The sequence below is a fragment of the Nocardia bovistercoris genome (assembly GCF_015674855.1).
Classification (GTDB): domain Bacteria; phylum Actinomycetota; class Actinomycetes; order Mycobacteriales; family Mycobacteriaceae; genus Nocardia; species Nocardia bovistercoris.
In genome coordinates, this window is record NZ_JADMLG010000001.1 from 218,479 (window position 1) to 234,557 (window position 16,079).

At 67.9% G+C, this 16,079-nt stretch carries 16 protein-coding genes; 8 read left to right on the forward strand and 8 right to left on the reverse strand.

Annotation, left to right across the window (positions count from 1 at the left end; all coding sequences use genetic code 11):
- Positions 1–33 precede the first annotated feature (33 nt).
- The gene (locus IT779_RS00990; RefSeq protein WP_196147210.1) at positions 34–882 is read left to right on the forward strand and encodes an SDR family NAD(P)-dependent oxidoreductase; all 849 of its coding nucleotides are present in this window, start codon (positions 34–36) and stop codon (positions 880–882) included.
- 171 nt (positions 883–1,053) lie between these two features.
- Positions 1,054–1,362 carry a putative quinol monooxygenase gene (locus IT779_RS00995; RefSeq protein WP_196147211.1) on the forward strand — a complete coding sequence of 103 codons (309 nt, stop codon included), beginning with the start codon at positions 1,054–1,056 and terminating at the stop codon, positions 1,360–1,362.
- A 22-nt stretch (positions 1,363–1,384) separates the two neighbouring features.
- Here the strand turns inward: IT779_RS00995 and IT779_RS01000 are convergent, their stop codons facing one another.
- A complete protein-coding gene (locus IT779_RS01000) occupies positions 1,385–1,663 on the reverse strand; it encodes a YggT family protein (RefSeq protein WP_196147212.1) in 279 nt (92 codons plus the stop codon).
- 540 nt (positions 1,664–2,203) lie between these two features.
- Complete coding sequence (locus IT779_RS01005) at positions 2,204–2,905, reverse strand: hypothetical protein (protein WP_196147213.1); 702 nt, start codon at positions 2,903–2,905, stop codon at positions 2,204–2,206.
- 203 nt (positions 2,906–3,108) lie between these two features.
- Here IT779_RS01005 and IT779_RS01010 point away from each other — a divergent pair, with 203 nt between their 5' ends.
- Genes IT779_RS01010 through IT779_RS01030 form a run of 5 tightly spaced genes read left to right on the forward strand, consistent with a single transcriptional unit; the run spans position 3,109 to position 8,324 of the window.
- On the forward strand, positions 3,109–4,230 hold the full coding sequence (locus IT779_RS01010) for an ABC transporter ATP-binding protein (protein WP_196147214.1): 1,122 nt from the start codon (positions 3,109–3,111) through the stop codon (positions 4,228–4,230).
- A gap of 39 nt (positions 4,231–4,269) precedes the next feature.
- A complete protein-coding gene (locus tag IT779_RS01015; RefSeq protein WP_196147215.1) occupies positions 4,270–5,643 on the forward strand; it encodes an ABC transporter substrate-binding protein in 1,374 nt (457 codons plus the stop codon).
- Positions 5,640–6,527 (forward strand): metallophosphoesterase, encoded by an 888-nt coding sequence (locus IT779_RS01020; protein WP_232541341.1) that lies wholly within the window; start codon positions 5,640–5,642, stop codon positions 6,525–6,527. Before IT779_RS01015 ends, IT779_RS01020 begins: the two co-directional genes overlap by 4 nt.
- Positions 6,528–6,532: 5 nt before the next feature.
- Positions 6,533–7,501, forward strand: coding sequence for a carbohydrate ABC transporter permease (locus tag IT779_RS01025; RefSeq protein ID WP_196147216.1), 969 nt, complete (start codon positions 6,533–6,535; stop codon positions 7,499–7,501).
- Positions 7,491–8,324, forward strand: a complete 834-nt coding sequence (locus tag IT779_RS01030) for a carbohydrate ABC transporter permease (protein ID WP_196147217.1) — start codon at positions 7,491–7,493, stop codon at positions 8,322–8,324. The genes IT779_RS01025 and IT779_RS01030 overlap by 11 nt, the downstream gene beginning before the upstream one ends.
- Positions 8,325–8,337: 13 nt before the next feature.
- Here IT779_RS01030 and IT779_RS01035 read toward each other — a convergent pair whose 3' ends face one another.
- The 3 genes from IT779_RS01035 to IT779_RS01045 form a co-directional block, all read right to left on the reverse strand.
- Entirely contained in the window at positions 8,338–9,405 is a 1,068-nt protein-coding gene (locus IT779_RS01035; protein ID WP_232541342.1) for a LysR family transcriptional regulator, read from the reverse strand.
- A 105-nt stretch (positions 9,406–9,510) separates the two neighbouring features.
- A complete protein-coding gene (gene secG / locus IT779_RS01040) occupies positions 9,511–9,744 on the reverse strand; it encodes a preprotein translocase subunit SecG (protein ID WP_196147218.1) in 234 nt (77 codons plus the stop codon).
- A gap of 70 nt (positions 9,745–9,814) precedes the next feature.
- On the reverse strand, positions 9,815–11,437 hold the full coding sequence (locus IT779_RS01045) for an MFS transporter (RefSeq protein WP_196147219.1): 1,623 nt from the start codon (positions 11,435–11,437) through the stop codon (positions 9,815–9,817).
- 519 nt (positions 11,438–11,956) lie between these two features.
- Between IT779_RS01045 and IT779_RS01050 the strand changes: the two genes are divergently transcribed.
- A complete protein-coding gene (locus IT779_RS01050; RefSeq protein WP_196147220.1) occupies positions 11,957–12,796 on the forward strand; it encodes an META domain-containing protein in 840 nt (279 codons plus the stop codon).
- A gap of 121 nt (positions 12,797–12,917) precedes the next feature.
- On the opposite strand, the gene tpiA is transcribed toward IT779_RS01050, so the two are convergent.
- From tpiA to gap, 3 genes are read right to left on the reverse strand one after another with little or no spacing between them, the layout of a single operon-like run.
- The gene (gene tpiA / locus IT779_RS01055) at positions 12,918–13,703 is read right to left on the reverse strand and encodes a triose-phosphate isomerase (RefSeq protein ID WP_196147221.1); all 786 of its coding nucleotides are present in this window, start codon (positions 13,701–13,703) and stop codon (positions 12,918–12,920) included.
- Between the two features lie 2 nt (positions 13,704–13,705).
- A complete protein-coding gene (locus IT779_RS01060) occupies positions 13,706–14,920 on the reverse strand; it encodes a phosphoglycerate kinase (protein WP_196147222.1) in 1,215 nt (404 codons plus the stop codon).
- 3 nt (positions 14,921–14,923) lie between these two features.
- Positions 14,924–15,943: a type I glyceraldehyde-3-phosphate dehydrogenase gene (gene gap / locus IT779_RS01065; protein WP_196147223.1), complete on the reverse strand. Its 1,020-nt coding sequence runs from the start codon at positions 15,941–15,943 to the stop codon at positions 14,924–14,926.
- Positions 15,944–16,079 lie beyond the last annotated feature (136 nt).

Below are 16,079 nucleotides of genomic sequence, written 5' to 3' on the forward strand. Positions count from 1 at the left end.
CATGTTCCTGTTTCACGGTAATGTCCCCGAGTCGTGAGCGGAATACCTCGAGAACTTGGCGGCAGCGTGGCCGTCGTGACGGGCGCGAGCCGCGGAATCGGAAAGGGCATCGCACTGGAATTGGGCGCGGCGGGCGCCACCGTCTTCGTGACGGGCCGCTCGGCCACCACCGGCAGGCTGCCGGGAACCGTGCACGCGACCGCCGCGCGGATCGATGAACTCGGCGGCGTCGGCGTGCCCTTCGTCTGCGATCACCGCGACGACGACGCCGTCGCGCGACTGTTCCAGCGGGTGCGCGACGAATACGGCCGCCTCGACGTCCTGGTCAACAATGTCTACAACGCGCCCGCCGCCGCGCGCTGGCTGGGCAAACCGTTCTGGGCGGTGCCGCCGACCGCCTGGGACGAGACCTTCGACGTCGGCGTCCGCTCGCACTACGCCGCCGCGGTGTTCGCGGCGCCGCTGCTGATCGAATCGGGCGGACTGATCGTCAACATCTCCTCCCCCGGCGCCGAACGCTATATGCACAACGCGGTGTACGGGGTCGCCAAGTGCGCGCTGGACCGGCTCACCGCCGATCTGGCGCGCGACCTCACCGACAGCGATGTCACCGTGGTCTCGCTGTGGCCGGGGATCGTGAACACCGAACTGCTCCAGATGGTTCCGGCAGACGCGGACGGCCGCCGGATGGTCACGCTGCCCGGCGAGGGCAGCTTCGACCTCGACGCGGCCGAGAGTCCGCACTTCCCGGGCCGGGCCGTGGTCGCCCTCGCCACCGATCCCGCGCGCCGGGAGCGCACCGGAAATTCTTGGCGCGTAGCGGATCTCGCCGACGCTTACGGGTTCACCGATGTCGACGGTCGGGTGCCGCGCAACGACTGACCCGGCGGCCGCACCGAAACTCCGTGCACCACGGAACAATCCACGGCGTTCATCGGATCCACGGGGCAGAGCGAGGTATTCGTGCCCCGGTGCTAGTCTGACCGCGCGATGTCGCAGCGAACGGCATCGCGCGTCCGATATCCCATTCGCACCTTTCGAAGGAGCGCGTGAATGCCGCAGGTAGCCTTGGTCTCTCGGGTCAAAGCGAAACAAGGTCGAGCCGACGAACTCGTCGCCGCCTTCGGCCCGGTATTCGAGCAGGTCGCCAGGGAGCCGGGCACGCTGCTGTACGTCCTGAACCGTTCCAAGGACGATCCCGAACTGTTCTGGATCTCGGAGATCTACGCCGACGACGCCGCGTTCACCGCGCACCGCGACAGCGCGGCCATGGCAGCGGCCACCCCGGTGCTCGGCGATCTCATCGCGGGCGCCGAACTCATCGTCGGCGAACCGCTGGCGGCCAAGGGTGTGCTCGCCTGATCGTCGCGCACACCCCGGCGCGTCAGAGACTGAACGCGATCCCGCGCAGCACCAGCGCCACGATGAAAACGATCGTGAACGCGAGGTCGATCGCCAATCCGCCCGCCCGCACCGGCGGCAGCACCTTGCGCACCGGCGCGATCACCGGTTCGGTGGCCCGTGTGGCGAGGTCACGGGCCCGCAGCACCCACGGCGTCGTGGTCCTGCCGAGCAGCACCACCCAGTCCAGGATCATGCGGGCGATCATTATCACGATGAACAGCGTCAGGGCGTAGCCGAGCACCGTCCCGATGAGGCTCATGACCAACTCCTTCGATGTCGGCCGACCGGCCGTTCTACGAATACCAACGTCGCCCGGCGCACGCGAGTGTCCACGCGGTAGGGTTCTCAGTCGACTCTAAGGATCGGACAAATCCGGCACCCGAGCGCCTATCCCCTTTTTCCGCAAACCACACCACACCGACCGACCGGTTTCGTACACTCGACCAGGTTCCATCCGAATCGGAACCCCCGTCGGACACGACACATCTACGTCGCCGCCGACGCGCTGGAACGTCACCGGGACGAGGAGCTTTCCCGAGCACTCTGAACAACCTCACCCCCGGTGCGTTCAGCCGCGGCCACCACGGCGAACTCGGGCAGCGCGTCCACGACAACGGAACAGGGCGCAGCGGTCCGGTGCTCACCTCGACGAGCTCACGGCGTCCCTTCCGATGGACCGCTGCGCCTGCCATCGGTCCCGCTCGCACCGACTCGCGTCGGCGATGTTCGGAACCCGACCGGGGGTGGTCCGTCTCGCGACGAACCACCCCCGACGCGCTACCCCGCGGTGCGTGCGAAATTACTTCGCGGGCGCGGGCTTCGGAGCCGGCTGGTTGATGGTGGAGAAATACTGAATCGCGGCGGCGATGGCGACCGGACCGGTCACGAAGATCTGGCCGATGATCGTGCCGAGGAAGCCGACTGCGGCCATGCCGCCCACGCAGCCGAGCGCGGCGGCGGGAATGAACGGTCCGAACAGGCCGACCAGCGTCGCCGAGGCGACAGTCGCGCCGACGATACCGCCGAGGACACAGCCGAGACCCGCGCCCGCGATGCCGCCGATCAGGGTGCCGATGGTGGCGCCCGCGGCGATGGTGCTGGTCAGACGGCTCCAGGCAGCCTGCTCACGCTCGTATTCGGTCTTCCACGGGGCCTGGTCCTCGTAGGGCAGCGCGACCGGCTTGTAAACGGCCTTGTCGAGCGCGAGCTGCGGGGTGAGGGTCGCGGTGCGGCCGTCGATGTCCGCGGCGATCGGGAAGACGAATTCATCGAGCCGGAAAGCCAATTCGGTGCCCGCGACGATGGTGTCGCCGGACTTGATCTTGAAGACGCCGTCCTCGACGGCCATCGAGCCCGCGTCGGTGGTGATCACGGTCGACCGATCGCCTGCCGTGGCGGAGAACCCGACGGCCTCGGGCTCCGGGGCCGCGGCCGCGCTACCGGTCGCGATGCCGAGTGCCGCGATCAGTAACGCGGCGGTTGCGGTCAGCTTGACCTTCATCTGGTTTGTCCTCATCTCTGAAAACCGGGCGCTACCCGGGTGCTTGTCGCGACAACACCGTCATCGATCGCGACACCGTCCGCCGTCGTTGTCGAACCTCTCGATTCGCGCGATCGGTGTTGCCTATCGAACGCACGCGCGATGTCCGGCCAGGCCGAGACTGACCGATGTCAATACGGCGGACCGAGCGAAGGAGATCCGGGGTGGCCCGGCTGCAAATCGAGGCGGTTTCCAAACGATTCGGCGCCACCGACGCGGTGCGCGAGGTGAATCTCGACATCGCCGACGGCGAATTCATGGTGTTGCTCGGACCGAGCGGCTGCGGCAAATCCACGCTGCTGCGGATGATCGCGGGACTGGAGGCGCCGACCTCGGGTCGGCTGCTGCTCGACGGACGCGACATCACCGATGTCGCTCCGCAGCAACGAGATCTGGCGATGGTCTTCCAAAGTTACGCGCTGTACCCACATCTCACGGTGGCGCGCAATATCGGCTTCCCGCTCAAGTCGCGGCGGGTGCCGCGCGCGAAGATCGCCGAACGCGTCGCCGAGGTCGCCGCGACGCTCGCGCTGACCCCGCTGCTCGACCGGCGGCCCTCGGCCCTGTCCGGCGGCCAGCGGCAGCGAGTCGCGTTGGCGCGGGCCATGGTTCGCGATCCCGGCGCCTTCCTCATGGACGAGCCGCTGTCGAATCTGGACGCCAGACTGCGCAGCGCGACCCGCGCGGAACTGATCGCACTGCACCGCAGGCTCGGCTCGACTTTCCTCTACGTCACCCACGACCAAGTCGAGGCCATGACCATGGCGACCCGCATCGCCCTGCTCAACGACGGGCAGATCGAGCAGGTCGGCGCGCCGACCGAGCTGTACGACACCCCGCGCACCACGTTCGTCGCGGCCTTCCTCGGCGCACCGCCGATGAATCTGCTGCCCGCGACGGTGGTCGCGCGCGGCGGCGAACTGCGCGTGCTCGCCGACGGACTCGACGCCCCGCTCGGCATCGCCGACACCTGCGACGACACCCCGGTGACGGTGGGCTTCCGCCCCGAGCGGCTGCGCCCGACCACCGGCGTCGGCGCGGTGCGCGGACAGGTGACCATGGTCGAGAACCTCGGCAGCGAGGAGGTCGTCCACCTCACCGTCGGCGACCGGCAGGTCTCGGCGCGCGTCCCGCGACCCGCGGGCGTCGTCGCGGGCGGACAGCTCGCGCTGAGCGTCGGCCCCGCCGACCTGCACCTGTTCCATCCTGAATCCGGGCAACGCCTGACGTGGCAGGCCGACGTGCCGGACCCGATGACAGCGCGCACCGAACTCCCGGTCGCCTGAAGCCAACCCAGGTATCACATCACCTCAGGAGCCAGACCCGTGAAACGCACATTGGCCGCCGTATGCCTCGCGCTGAGCACCGCACTCGCGGTCAGCGCCTGTGGCGGATTGGGCAGTACCGCGAACGAATCAGCGGCGCCCACCGCGACCATCCCCGAACTCGGCAAGGACCAACAGGTCTCGATCGTGTTCGAGTCCTACAACTACGGTCTCGCGGGCGCGTGGACAGACACCTTCAACGCGCTCATCACCGACTTCCAGACCAAGCACCCGAATATCAAGGTGACCGCCCAGAAGCCGCAGGGCAACAGCCCGAACCCGGCCACCGACACCATCTCGAGCATCCAGAACCAGATGGTCGCGGGCGCCCCGCCGGACGTCGCCCAGCTCGGCTTCAGCGATCTGGACTTCACCATCAACTCGCTGCAGGCCAAGTCGCTGGACGGGCTGGTCGGCAAGGACGCGGTGCAGAAGAACTTCGACGGGGCCAAGCACGCCTTCGCCCCGCGCGCCCGCACCCTGGCCGACTGGAACGGCCAGACCTACGGCGTGCCGTTCGTGTTCTCGACCCCGGTGCTGTACTTCAACGCGACCCTGTTCACCGAGGCCGGACTCGACCCGGCCAACCCGCCCAAGACCTGGCAGCAGGTCGCCGAGGCGGCCGCGGCGATCAACGGCAAGACCGGCAAGGGCGGCATCTACGTCGACTGCCTGACCAAGACCGCCAAGGACTGGTGCTTCCAGTCGATGGTCCGCTCCAACGGCGGCCGGGTGATCTCCGAGGACCGTACCAAGCTCACCTACGCCGAGGACCCCGCGGTCGAGGTGGCCAGGCAGGCGCAGGACCTGGTGCGTACCGGCGGCATGCCGGTGCTGCAGCAGAAGCAGGGCTACGAGGCGTTCGGCCGCGGTGAGATCGGCATGATCCTCGAGACCAGCGCCATCCAGGGCAACTTCGTCAAGGGCGCCGAAGGCAAATGGGACCTGCGTTCGGCTCCGATGCCGAGCTACGGCAGCAAGCCGACCGTGCCGACCAACTCCGGCGCTTCGCTCTACATCCTGTCCAACGATCCCGCCAAGCAGCGCGCGTCGTGGGAACTGATCAAGTACCTCACCAGCGAGGAGGCCTACATGAAGATCTCCCAGGGCATCGGCTACCTGCCGCTGCGCACCGGTCTGCTCTCCGATCCCAGCGGACTGCAGGACTGGGCGAAGAAGAACCCGCTGTTCGAGCCGAACGTCGCGCAGCTGGGCAACATGGAGCCGTGGATCTCCATGCCCGGCACCAATTACCTGCAGATCCGTGACGGCATGATGGACGCCGTCGAAGCGGTCGTCTTCCAGGGCAAGGACCCCAAGTCCACCCTGACCGCCGCGCAGGATCAGGGCCGCAAACTCCTCCCGGCCGCATGAGCGCCCGCGGCAACGGCGCGATGACCGAACACGACCCCGCAGACGGGCTCACGGTCATCCAGCTGACCGACACCCACCTCAGGTCCGAAGGCGAGCTGGTGCACGGCGTGGTCGACACGCACGCGCATCTACTCGAGGCGCTCGACCATATCGCCGACTCCGGGCGAGGCGTCGACGCCATGGTGCTGACCGGCGACCTCGCCGACAACGGCGCCCCCGAGGCTTATCGAAGACTGCGGGCGGCGGTCGAGCCCGTTGCCGCGACGCTGGGTGCCGAAGTCGTCTACGTCATGGGCAATCACGACGAGCGGGTCGCCTTCGGGGCCGAACTGCTCGATCGCGACGTGGATCCGGCGGCCCCGCTCGACAGTGTCGTCGAGGTCGCCGGACTGCGGATCATCGCGCTCGACTCCACGATTCCGCACCACCACCACGGTCGCCTCGCACCGGATCAACTGGAGTGGCTGGCCGAGCAGTTGCGTGTCCCCGCACCGCGCGGCACGCTGCTCGCGCTGCACCATCCGCCGGTCCGCTCCCCCATGCCGAGTTCGAACATGCTGCGGCTCGAGCAGCCGCGGCGATTGGCCGAGGTGCTCGCGGGTTCGGATGTCGGGATGATCCTGTGCGGGCACAACCACCTCACCGGAGCCTCCGCCCTCGCGGGTGTCCCGGTGTGGCTCGGCACGCCGATGTCGTTCCGCACCGACACCTTCCCGCCCTCGGACCGCCACCGCGGTTTCGCCGGATTCGGTTTCTCCCGGATCGAGGTGCTCGACGAGGGCATGATCGCCGCCGCGGTCGACCTCACGCCCGCAGCACCCGTCTACAACCGAGCCCTGCGGGACGTCCTCGACCAGCTCGCCGCGCTGGCCGAGCGGCGGTAGTGGCGATGTTCGTCGTCGAACACCCGCCCGCCGACGCCGTCCTCGGCGTCGGCGCGGCGCCGGATCTGCCCGCGGCCACCGCGCGCGGACGCGTCGTGCTGCGGCGCGTCCTGCGCGGGCTCGCGCCCTACCTCTATCTGTCCCCCGCGCTGGCGATGGTGATCATCTGGACCTATCGCCCGCTGTTCCAAGCCTTCGAACTGTCCACATACTCGTGGAATCTGCTGCCGAGTATGCCGATGAAACCGGTCGGCACGGCCAATTACGAACGGCTGCTGGATCTTCCGTCGTTCTGGGACTCCCTCGGGCGCACCGGCGTGCTCATCGGCGGCCTGCTGCCGTTCACGGTGGCGCTGCCGGTGGCGCTCGCGCTCGCCGGACGCCGGGTGCATCCGCGCGCCCGCACCGTCTACCAGGCCTTCATCTTCGCGCCGTTCCTGGTCGCGCCGGTGGCCGCGGGCGCGGTCTGGCGCTGGCTGCTGCATCCCGGCGGCGGTGTCGTCGGGCAGGTGCTCGGCTCGGACCGCAACTGGGTCTACGACGTGGACACCGCCCAGGGCGTCATCATCGTCATCACCGGCTGGCAGCTGCTCGGCTTCGCGGTGCTCGTGGTGTGGGCGGGCCTGGCGGGCATCAGCCCCGACTACGACGAGGCGGCCCGCGTCGACGGCGCGTCGCCGGGGCAGATCCGGCGCTGGATCACCCTGCCGATGCTCTCCCCCACCCTGCTGTTCCTGGTGCTCACCACGGTCCTGCTCACCCCGACCCTGACCTTCCCCATCATCGACTCGATGACCCAGGGCGGTCCGGCGCAGGCCACGACGAACATCTACTACCTGCTCTGGGACTACGCGTTCCACAGCTTCGACGCCGGACTCAGCGCCGCCGCGGGCGTGCTGCTGTTCGTCGGCTTCGGCGTGATCGCGGGCGCCCTGGTGTGGCTGTCGGAAAGGCTGTCCTTCCATGACGATTGAGCGATGGCGCGCGACGGCCGACCGGCTGCGCGGATTCTCCAGTCACCTGCTGCTCGCGGGCACGGCGCTGCTGTGCGTCTTCCCGATCTACTGGCTCTTCGCGACCTCGCTGCGCAGGCCGTCGGACGTGATGTCGCTCTCGCCGATTCCGTGGCCGCTCTCGGTGGACAACTACGTCGACGCCGCGCACAAGGTCGACGTGGTCCAGCTGATCCTGAACACCTTCCTGGTCGCGATCCTGTCGGCCTCGGCGCAGTTGCTCATCGCGCTGCTGGCCTCCTACGCCTTCGCGATGTACACCTTCCCGCTGCAGCGGCTGCTCTACCTGGCGTTCGTCGGCATCTGGCTGGTGCCGTTCCAGGTCACCATGCTGCCGAACTACGTGCTGCTCAATCAGCTCGGCCTCATCGACACGCTCATCGGCGTCGTACTGCCGACCCTGTGCTCGGCGCTGGCGGTGCTGCTGCTGCGCCAGCACATGTCGGCCTTCCCGAAGGAACTCGTCGCGGCCGCCAAGATCGACGGCCGGTCCTCGTGGTCGATCCTGTGGACGGTGGTCGTGCCGAATCTGCGGCCCGCGCTGGCCGCCCTCGGCATCCTGCTGTTCATCAACTCGTGGAACGAATACTTCTGGCCCGCCGTGGTGATGCGCCGCTCCAACGGCGTACTGCAACTCGGGCTGCGCAGTTTCATGGGCGCCGAAGGCGAGCAGTGGGGTCCCATGATGGCGGTGGCGGGTCTGGCCTGCCTGCCGGTGCTGGTGATGTACCTGCTGCTGCAACGGCACATCGTGAACGCGTTCGTACGCTCGGGACTGAAGTGAGCGGTCGAACCGTTCAGACCGCGGTGTTCATGCGCGGTTCGACCGCGGTGTTCATGCGCGGTTCGACCGCGGTGCCCATGCGCGGTTCGACCGCGGTGCCCATGCGCGGTTCGACCGCGGTGCCCATGCGCGGTTCGACCGCGGTGCCCATGCGCGGTTCGACCGCGGCACCGGTAGCCGGTGCGCCGTCCATCGTCTCGACGCAATCGAGGAAGAGTTCGACAGCGGGATTGGTCTCCTCGGTCCGCCACACCGCGAACAGATCCAGCGTCGGCACCGGATCGAGGAGTTTCACCGCGACCGCCGCGCTGTCGGGTCCGCCCAACTGCATGGACTTGGCGCGCGGCAGCGAGGCGAAGCCGACGAACGGGCGCACGGAGACCATGTGCATGGTCGCGCCCGGATCGTCGGCGGTCTGCGCCACGTCCAGGCTGATCCGGTTGTCGGCGGCGGCGCGGAAGATGGAGTCGTACATGGCCGGACACTGCTCACGGGCGAACAGCACACAGCGCTGATCGGCGAGTTCGGCGAAGCGAACGCCTGACCGGCCCGCCCAGTGGTGCCCGCGCCCGACCACCGCCACCAGCGGAACGCGTTCGAGGAGTTTGCGATACCGGAATTCGGCGGTGGTGGGATGCCCGTACACGAGTCCGATGTCGAGGGCGCCATCGCGCAGCGCCGCGAGCTGCGGACCGGTGCGTTTCTCCCACAGCGAGACCACGACGTCGGGATGCTCGGCGGCCATCCTGGCCAGCACGTCGGGCAGGACATGTCGGCTGGCGGGCAGGTTGTATCCGATGTCGAGCGACCCGGACCGGCCCGCGGCCGCGGCCTTGGCGACCTCGGCGGCCCGATCCATCTGGGCAACGATCATTCTGGCCTGATTCTCGAATTCCCGCCCCGCCGCCGTCAATCGCACCTCGTGCGAATTGCGCGCCACCAGTTGCACATCGAGCGACCGCTCGAGTTTCTGGAGTTGGGCGCTCAGACTGGGCTGGGTGAGATGTAGTCGCTGTGCGGCGCGACCGAAATGTAGTTCCTCCGCGAGCGCGAGGAACGAAATCAAATGCCGGAGCTCCATACCGACTCCTTCCCGGTACTCGCCACGGTAATGCGGCCGCGTAACCGGGAATGAATCAAGCGGTAACGAGCGAGACCGATTGGGTGGCCGAGCGGTTGCCGGAAATCAGGAGAATTTGATCTCGAGCCCGATACCCAGAATGGCGATGAGCCAAACCACGCCGGTGAACACCGTGATGCGATCGAGATTCTTCTCCACGACGGTGGAGCCCGACAAACTCGATTGCACACCGCCACCGAAAAGGCTGGACAGACCTCCGCCCTTGGCGCGGTGCAACAGCACCAACAGCACCAGCAGCAGGCTGGTGATGATCAGGAGGATATCCAGGAACATCCGCATGCCGCCCAGTCTATGGGGTACGGCCCGCGATCACCCAAACGGCCCCCGCCCCCGCTCACCTCCCCCGATATCACCGCGGCCCACGACCGGACGGGCGATTCGGCGCGACGGCGACCAGATGGGTCACCCGGTCCGCGCCGACGGTGAAACGCGCCACTTCCCGCTCCCGCACCTGATCCTGTGCGGTCAGCCGGACCTGGTGTTGATGCATGTGCTCGGCCCACGACCGCACCACGAACGCCTCGACGAAGCGGTCGACGACACCGAGATCGCGGTAGATCCGCCACTCCATGGCCCCGGTACGCTGCCTCGACCGCCCCACGAAGGCCATGGCCGCGAGGAACTCCTCGGTGTTCTCGGCGGGCACGTCGTAGTCGCGCAACACCATGATCGGCCCGTCCTCGGGATCGGGTTCGAACACCACCTGCGGTTCCGGCCAGAACGCCGACGGCGTCAGATCCAGTTCCTCGGCATTGTGGCGGATCGGCAGCCAAACGCTGCTCAGCGCACCGCACGCCAGCAACACCGCCGCCGTCAGCAGCGCGTGCACGGTGCCGACGGCACCCGCGACCACGCCCCACACCAGCGAACCGATCGCCTGCCCGCCCATGAACACCAGCAAGTAGACCGAAAGACCGCGAGCACGCACCCACGCGGGCAGCAGCAATTGCATGGTCGCGTTCATCGTCGACATCGCCAGCAACCACGCCAGACCCGCGCCGACCAGCAGGATCAACACCAGCGGCAGCGAGTGCAGCAATGCCGAGCCCGCCGTCGCGAGCCCGAACAGCAGCGCGGCGACGGTCAGCCGCTGGGTCGGCGTCAACGCGGCCCTGATCCTGGCCAGCGCCACCGCGCCCAGTACCGCGCCGAGGCCGAGGGCGCCGAGCATCACCCCGTACCCGGAGGCGGACAGACCGATCCCGTCGCGCGCGATCACCGGCAGCAGCGCCCACAGCGCGCTCGCGGGCGCGATGAACAGGATCGAGCGCAGCAACACCCGCCGGATCGCAGGCGCCGCACGGATGAACCGAGTACCCGCCTGCAACGCGGCCAACGGCCGTTCGGTAGGCAGATTGCGATCGGTCGCAGGCCGACGCCAGAACATCAGGACCGCGACAATGCCGCCGAAAGACACCGCGTTCAACGCGAACACCAGCGTCGGACCCGACAGCGAAACCAGCACCCCCGCGATCGCGGGCCCCACCGCCCGCCCCAGATTGATGTTCATACTGCCCAGCGCGGCAGCCGCGGGAATCTGCTCCCGCGCCACCAGTTCGGGCTGAACGGCCTGCCACGCGGGCGCCGTCAACGCCTGACCGCACCCGAGCAAGAACAGCAGAGTCAGCAGAACCGCCGGGGTGGTGTGCCCGGTAGCGGTGGACAACGTGAGCACCGCGGCCAACACCGCCATCGCCGACTGCGCCCCCAGCAGCAGACGACGCCGATCGACCAGATCGGCGAGCACCCCCGACGGCACCGAAAGCAACATGACCGGAAGAGTGATGGCCGTCTGCACGAACGAAACAAGCACCGCCGCGTTCGGTTCGTCCACAAGAATCCACTGCGCACCCACGGTCTGCATCCAGGTCCCGAGATTGGAAACCAACTGAGCGACCCACAACGCACGATAAATCGGTGACCGCAGCGGCGCCCAGGTCGAAAGCGGAGCAGTCGCATCGGCAGTGGTCACTCACCAGAGCATAACCCGAGCTATCCCCCGGCACCCCCTCCGAGCCCGTCGTCAACAAGCCCGAAGAGCAACGTCGCTACCACCTTCGCCCCCACCCACCCCCACCGAAAAACCCGAAAAGCGCCCCCTTCCATCCCACCCACCCCCAAGGGAGCGAGCCCGACGAGCGACGGTTCGCGGCCGTCTCGCGTCCCAGCGGTCGATACGATGCGACGCAGGAGCAAGTATCGACCGCTGGGACGCGAGACCGAGGGGCCGCGAACCCGCGGCGACGAAGTCGACGCCAATAAACACAGCCGCAGGTAAACCATTGCGAAGAGCCGCGCCCGAAACCTTCCGCGTCCCAGCACACCCTCCCAACCGATCACCGAGATCCCACACCGAAGAGCCGCACCCGAAGCCCTCGCGTTCCAGCCCTACCTGCCCCCGATCACCGGTGTCCCACCCCGAAGACCCACCCCCGAAACCCCACAGACATCCCCCACTCCCCCCACATACACCGTGCGTACCATCCAACCCATGACCGCATCACGAGCGCGTCTCGCACCGCTACTGTTACTCGCCTGCCTGACCGCAGCAGCCTGTTCGGACTCCGACACCTCATCGACGCCCACGACGTCGCCCTCTACCGAGCCGCCCGCAGCGACCTCACCACCGACCACGGCACAACCATCCACCCCGATGGGCCACAGCTACGTCTCCACAGCGGTAACCGGCACCCCGATCCCCGGTGACACCCCACTCACCCTCGTCTTCGCCACCGACCGCCTGAGCGCCAACGCGGGCTGCAACACGCTGGCCGGAACAGTCGCTCTCGAAGGCGAGACCATGCGCGTCGGCTCCCTCACCTCCACTCTCATGGCCTGCCCGGAGCCACAGGCGAACGCGGACGCCTGGGTGAACACCCTGCTCGCCCCCACCCCCACCTGGCGCCTCGACGGCGCAACACTCACCCTGACCACCGCCGACCGCACCGTCACCCTGTCCGACAAGCGTGCGAAGCAGAGCAAACCCATGAAGGGCACCGAATGGCTGGTGACCGGAACGAGCACCCCCGACGCCTACACCACCTCACAGGCCATCAGCGACGCGAAACCAACCCTGCGAATCGCCGAGGACGGCGCCGTCACCGGCAACGCGGGCTGCAACCGAATGTCCGGATCCGCCGACGTCGACCCGTCGGGCTCACCGGTCACCTTCCACATCGCGGTCACGCGTATGGCTTGCGCGCCAGAGGTGATGGAGGTCGAGAACGCGGTCCTGAAAGCCCTCGACGGCACCGCCACGATCACCCTCGACGGCGACACGATGTCGTTGCGCAACCAGAACGGCGCGGGCCTGACCTTCAAGGCGAACTGACCCCACCGACACGAAAAGGTCCGCGGATCCTCAGAACCCGCGGACCTTTCGCCTTCGTCACCCGATCAACGCGGCGTCACCGATCAACGCGGCGTCACCCGATCAGGGCAGCGTCACCCGATCAGGGCAGCGGACCACCGGCGGCGATCGCCGACAGCGTGGCGAATTCGTCGCCCTTGAGCGACGCCCCGCCCACCAGCGCGCCGTCGATGTCGGTCTGTCCGACCAGCTCGCCGACATTCTTGGCGTTCACCGACCCGCCGTAGAGCACCCGAACGCCCGCGGCGACCTCCGCGGAGGCCAGCTGCGCCAACTCCGCACGGATCGCGCCGCACACTTCCTGCGCGTCGGCAGGCGTGGCGACCTTGCCGGTCCCGATCGCCCAGACCGGTTCGTAGGCGATCACGATCTTCGAGATCTCCTCGGCCGACAGCCCTTTCAGCGAGCCACGCAACTGCTCGAGGTTGTACTCGACATGCGTGCCCGCCTCGCGGACGCCGAGCCCTTCGCCGATGCACACGATCGGCGTGATCTCGTGCTTCAACGCCTGCTTGGCCTTCGCCAGCACCGTCGCGTCGTCCTCGTTGTGGTACTGCCGCCGCTCGGAATGCCCGACCACCACGAACGCGCAACCGAGCTTGGCCAGCATCGCGCCGCTGATCTCACCGGTGTAAGCGCCCGCGTCGTGCGTCGAGACATCCTGCGCGCCGTAGGTGACCAGCAGTTTGTCGCCCTCGACCAAAGTCTGCACACTGCGCAGGTCGGTGAACGGCGGGATCACCGTCACGTCGACCTTCGCGAAGTACTTCTCCGGCAACGCGAAAGCGATCTTCTGCACCAGGGCGATGGCCTCGAGGTGATTGAGGTTCATCTTCCAGTTGCCCGCGATGAGCGGTTTACGCGCCATCGTCAACCCTCCAATACCGCGATGCCGGGCAGTTCCTTGCCCTCGAGATATTCGAGGGAGGCGCCGCCGCCGGTCGAGATGTGCGAGAAACCGTCCTCGGGCAGGCCGAGCGCGCGCACGGCCGCAGCCGAATCGCCGCCGCCGACCACGGTGAAGGCGCCCTTGCCGGTGGCGGCCACGATGGCCTCGGCGACGCCTCGGGTGCCCGCGGCGAACTTCTCGAACTCGAACACGCCCATGGGGCCGTTCCAGAACACCGTCTTCGCCTGCGTCAGCAGCGCGCTGAAACGCTCGACGGAATCGGGGCCGATGTCGAGGCCGAGCCAGCCGTCCGGAATCCGGTTGGCGTCGACCACCTTCGACTCCGCGTCGGCGGCGAAGGCGTCGGCCACCACGATGTCGCGCGGCAGGTGGATGACATCGGCGTAGCGGTCGAGCAGGCCCTTGCAGGTGTCGATCATCTCTTCCTGCAGCAGCGAGCCGCCCACCGAGAAGCCCTGCGCCGCAAGGAAGGTGAAGCACATGCCGCCGCCGATCACCAGGGTGTCGACCTTCGGCGCCAGCGCCTCGATGACGGCCAGCTTGTCCGAGACCTTCGACCCGCCGAGCACGACCGCGTACGGACGCGCGGACTCCTCGGTGAGCTTGGCCAGCACCTCGACCTCGGCCGCGACCAGCGTGCCCGCGTAGTGCGGCAGCAGCGCGGCCACGTCGTAGACCGAGGCCTGCTTGCGGTGCACGACGCCGAATCCGTCGGAGACGAACGCGCCGTCTTCGCCGACCAGTTCCACCAGCGCCGCGGCGAGCTTGCCGCGCTCGCCGTCGTCCTTGCTGGTCTCGCGAGCGTCGAAACGCACGTTCTCGAGCAGCAGCACGTCACCGTCGGTGAGGCCCTCCGACCGCGACAGCGCGTCGTAGCCGACCACGTCGCCCGCCAGCTGGACATTGCGGCCAAGCAGCTCGGCCAGCTTCGCCGCGACCGGGGCGAGCGAGAACTTCGGATCGGGTTCGCCCTTGGGGCGGCCGAGATGCGCCGTCACGACCACCTTGGCCCCCGCCTCGACCAACGCCTTCAGCGTCGGCACCGAGGCGATGATGCGACCGGGATCGGTGATCGCACCGCTGTCGTCGAGGGGGACGTTCAGGTCGGAGCGCACGAGTACGCCCCGACCCTCGACACCCTCGGCGAGCAGATCCTGGAGTGTCTTGATCGCCATGCGTCAGAGCGACTTGCCGACGAGACCGATGAGGTCGGCGAGGCGGTTGGAGTAGCCCCACTCGTTGTCGTACCAGGACACGACCTTCACCTGGTCGTCGATGACCTTGGTGAGCGGCGCGTCGTAGATCGAGGAGTGCGGATCGGTGACGATGTCGCTGGACACGATCGGGTCGACGTTGTACTTCAAGATGCCCTTCAGCGGACCCTCGGCGGCGGCCTTGTAGGCGGCGTTGATCTCGTCGAGCGTCGCCGACTTGGTGAGGGTGACGGTGAGGTCGGTGACCGAGCCCGTCGGGATCGGCACGCGCAGGGCGTAGCCGTCGAGCTTGCCGTTGAGTTCGGGCAGGACCAGGCCGATGGCCTTGGCGGCGCCGGTGCCGGTCGGCACGATGTTCAGGGCTGCGGCGCGGGCGCGACGCAGGTCGCTGTGCGGGCCGTCCTGCAGGTTCTGGTCCTGGGTGTAGGCGTGGATCGTGGTCATCAGACCGCGCTCGATGCCGAACGAGTCGTTGAGCACCTTGGCCAGCGGGCCGAGGCAGTTGGTGGTGCACGAGGCGTTGGAGATGATGTTCTGGCTGCCGTCGTACTTGTCGTCGTTGACACCGAGGACCACGGTGAGGTCCTCGCCCTTCGCGGGGGCCGAGATGATGACCTTCTTGGCGCCCGCGGCCAGATGTCCCTTCGCCTTGGTGGCGTCGGTGAAGATGCCGGTCGACTCGACCACCACGTCGACGCCGAGATCGCCCCACGGCAGGGCCGACGGGCCCTCCTTGATCGCCAGCGCCTTGATCCGCTGCTCGCCGACCACGATGGTGTCGTCGCCGTCGAGCGACACGTCTTGCGGCAGGCGGCCCAGGATCGAGTCGTACTTCAGCAGTGTGGCGAGGGTCGCGTTGTCGGTGAGGTCGTTGACCGCGACGATCTCGATGTCGGTGGTGCCGAGCGCCTTCTGCGCCTCCACCGCCCGGAAGAAGTTACGTCCGATACGGCCGAAGCCGTTGATGCCAACCCGGACAGTCACGTTATCGCTCCTCAATTTCAAGCGGATTCATTCCGATGCCCCCCTCACAGTAATGCCAGGCGAGAACCTCTCCGACACGCGCCCGGCATTCGTGAGCACGCACGATGCCCGCGAACTCGGCGCGGCCGCCCGGCAA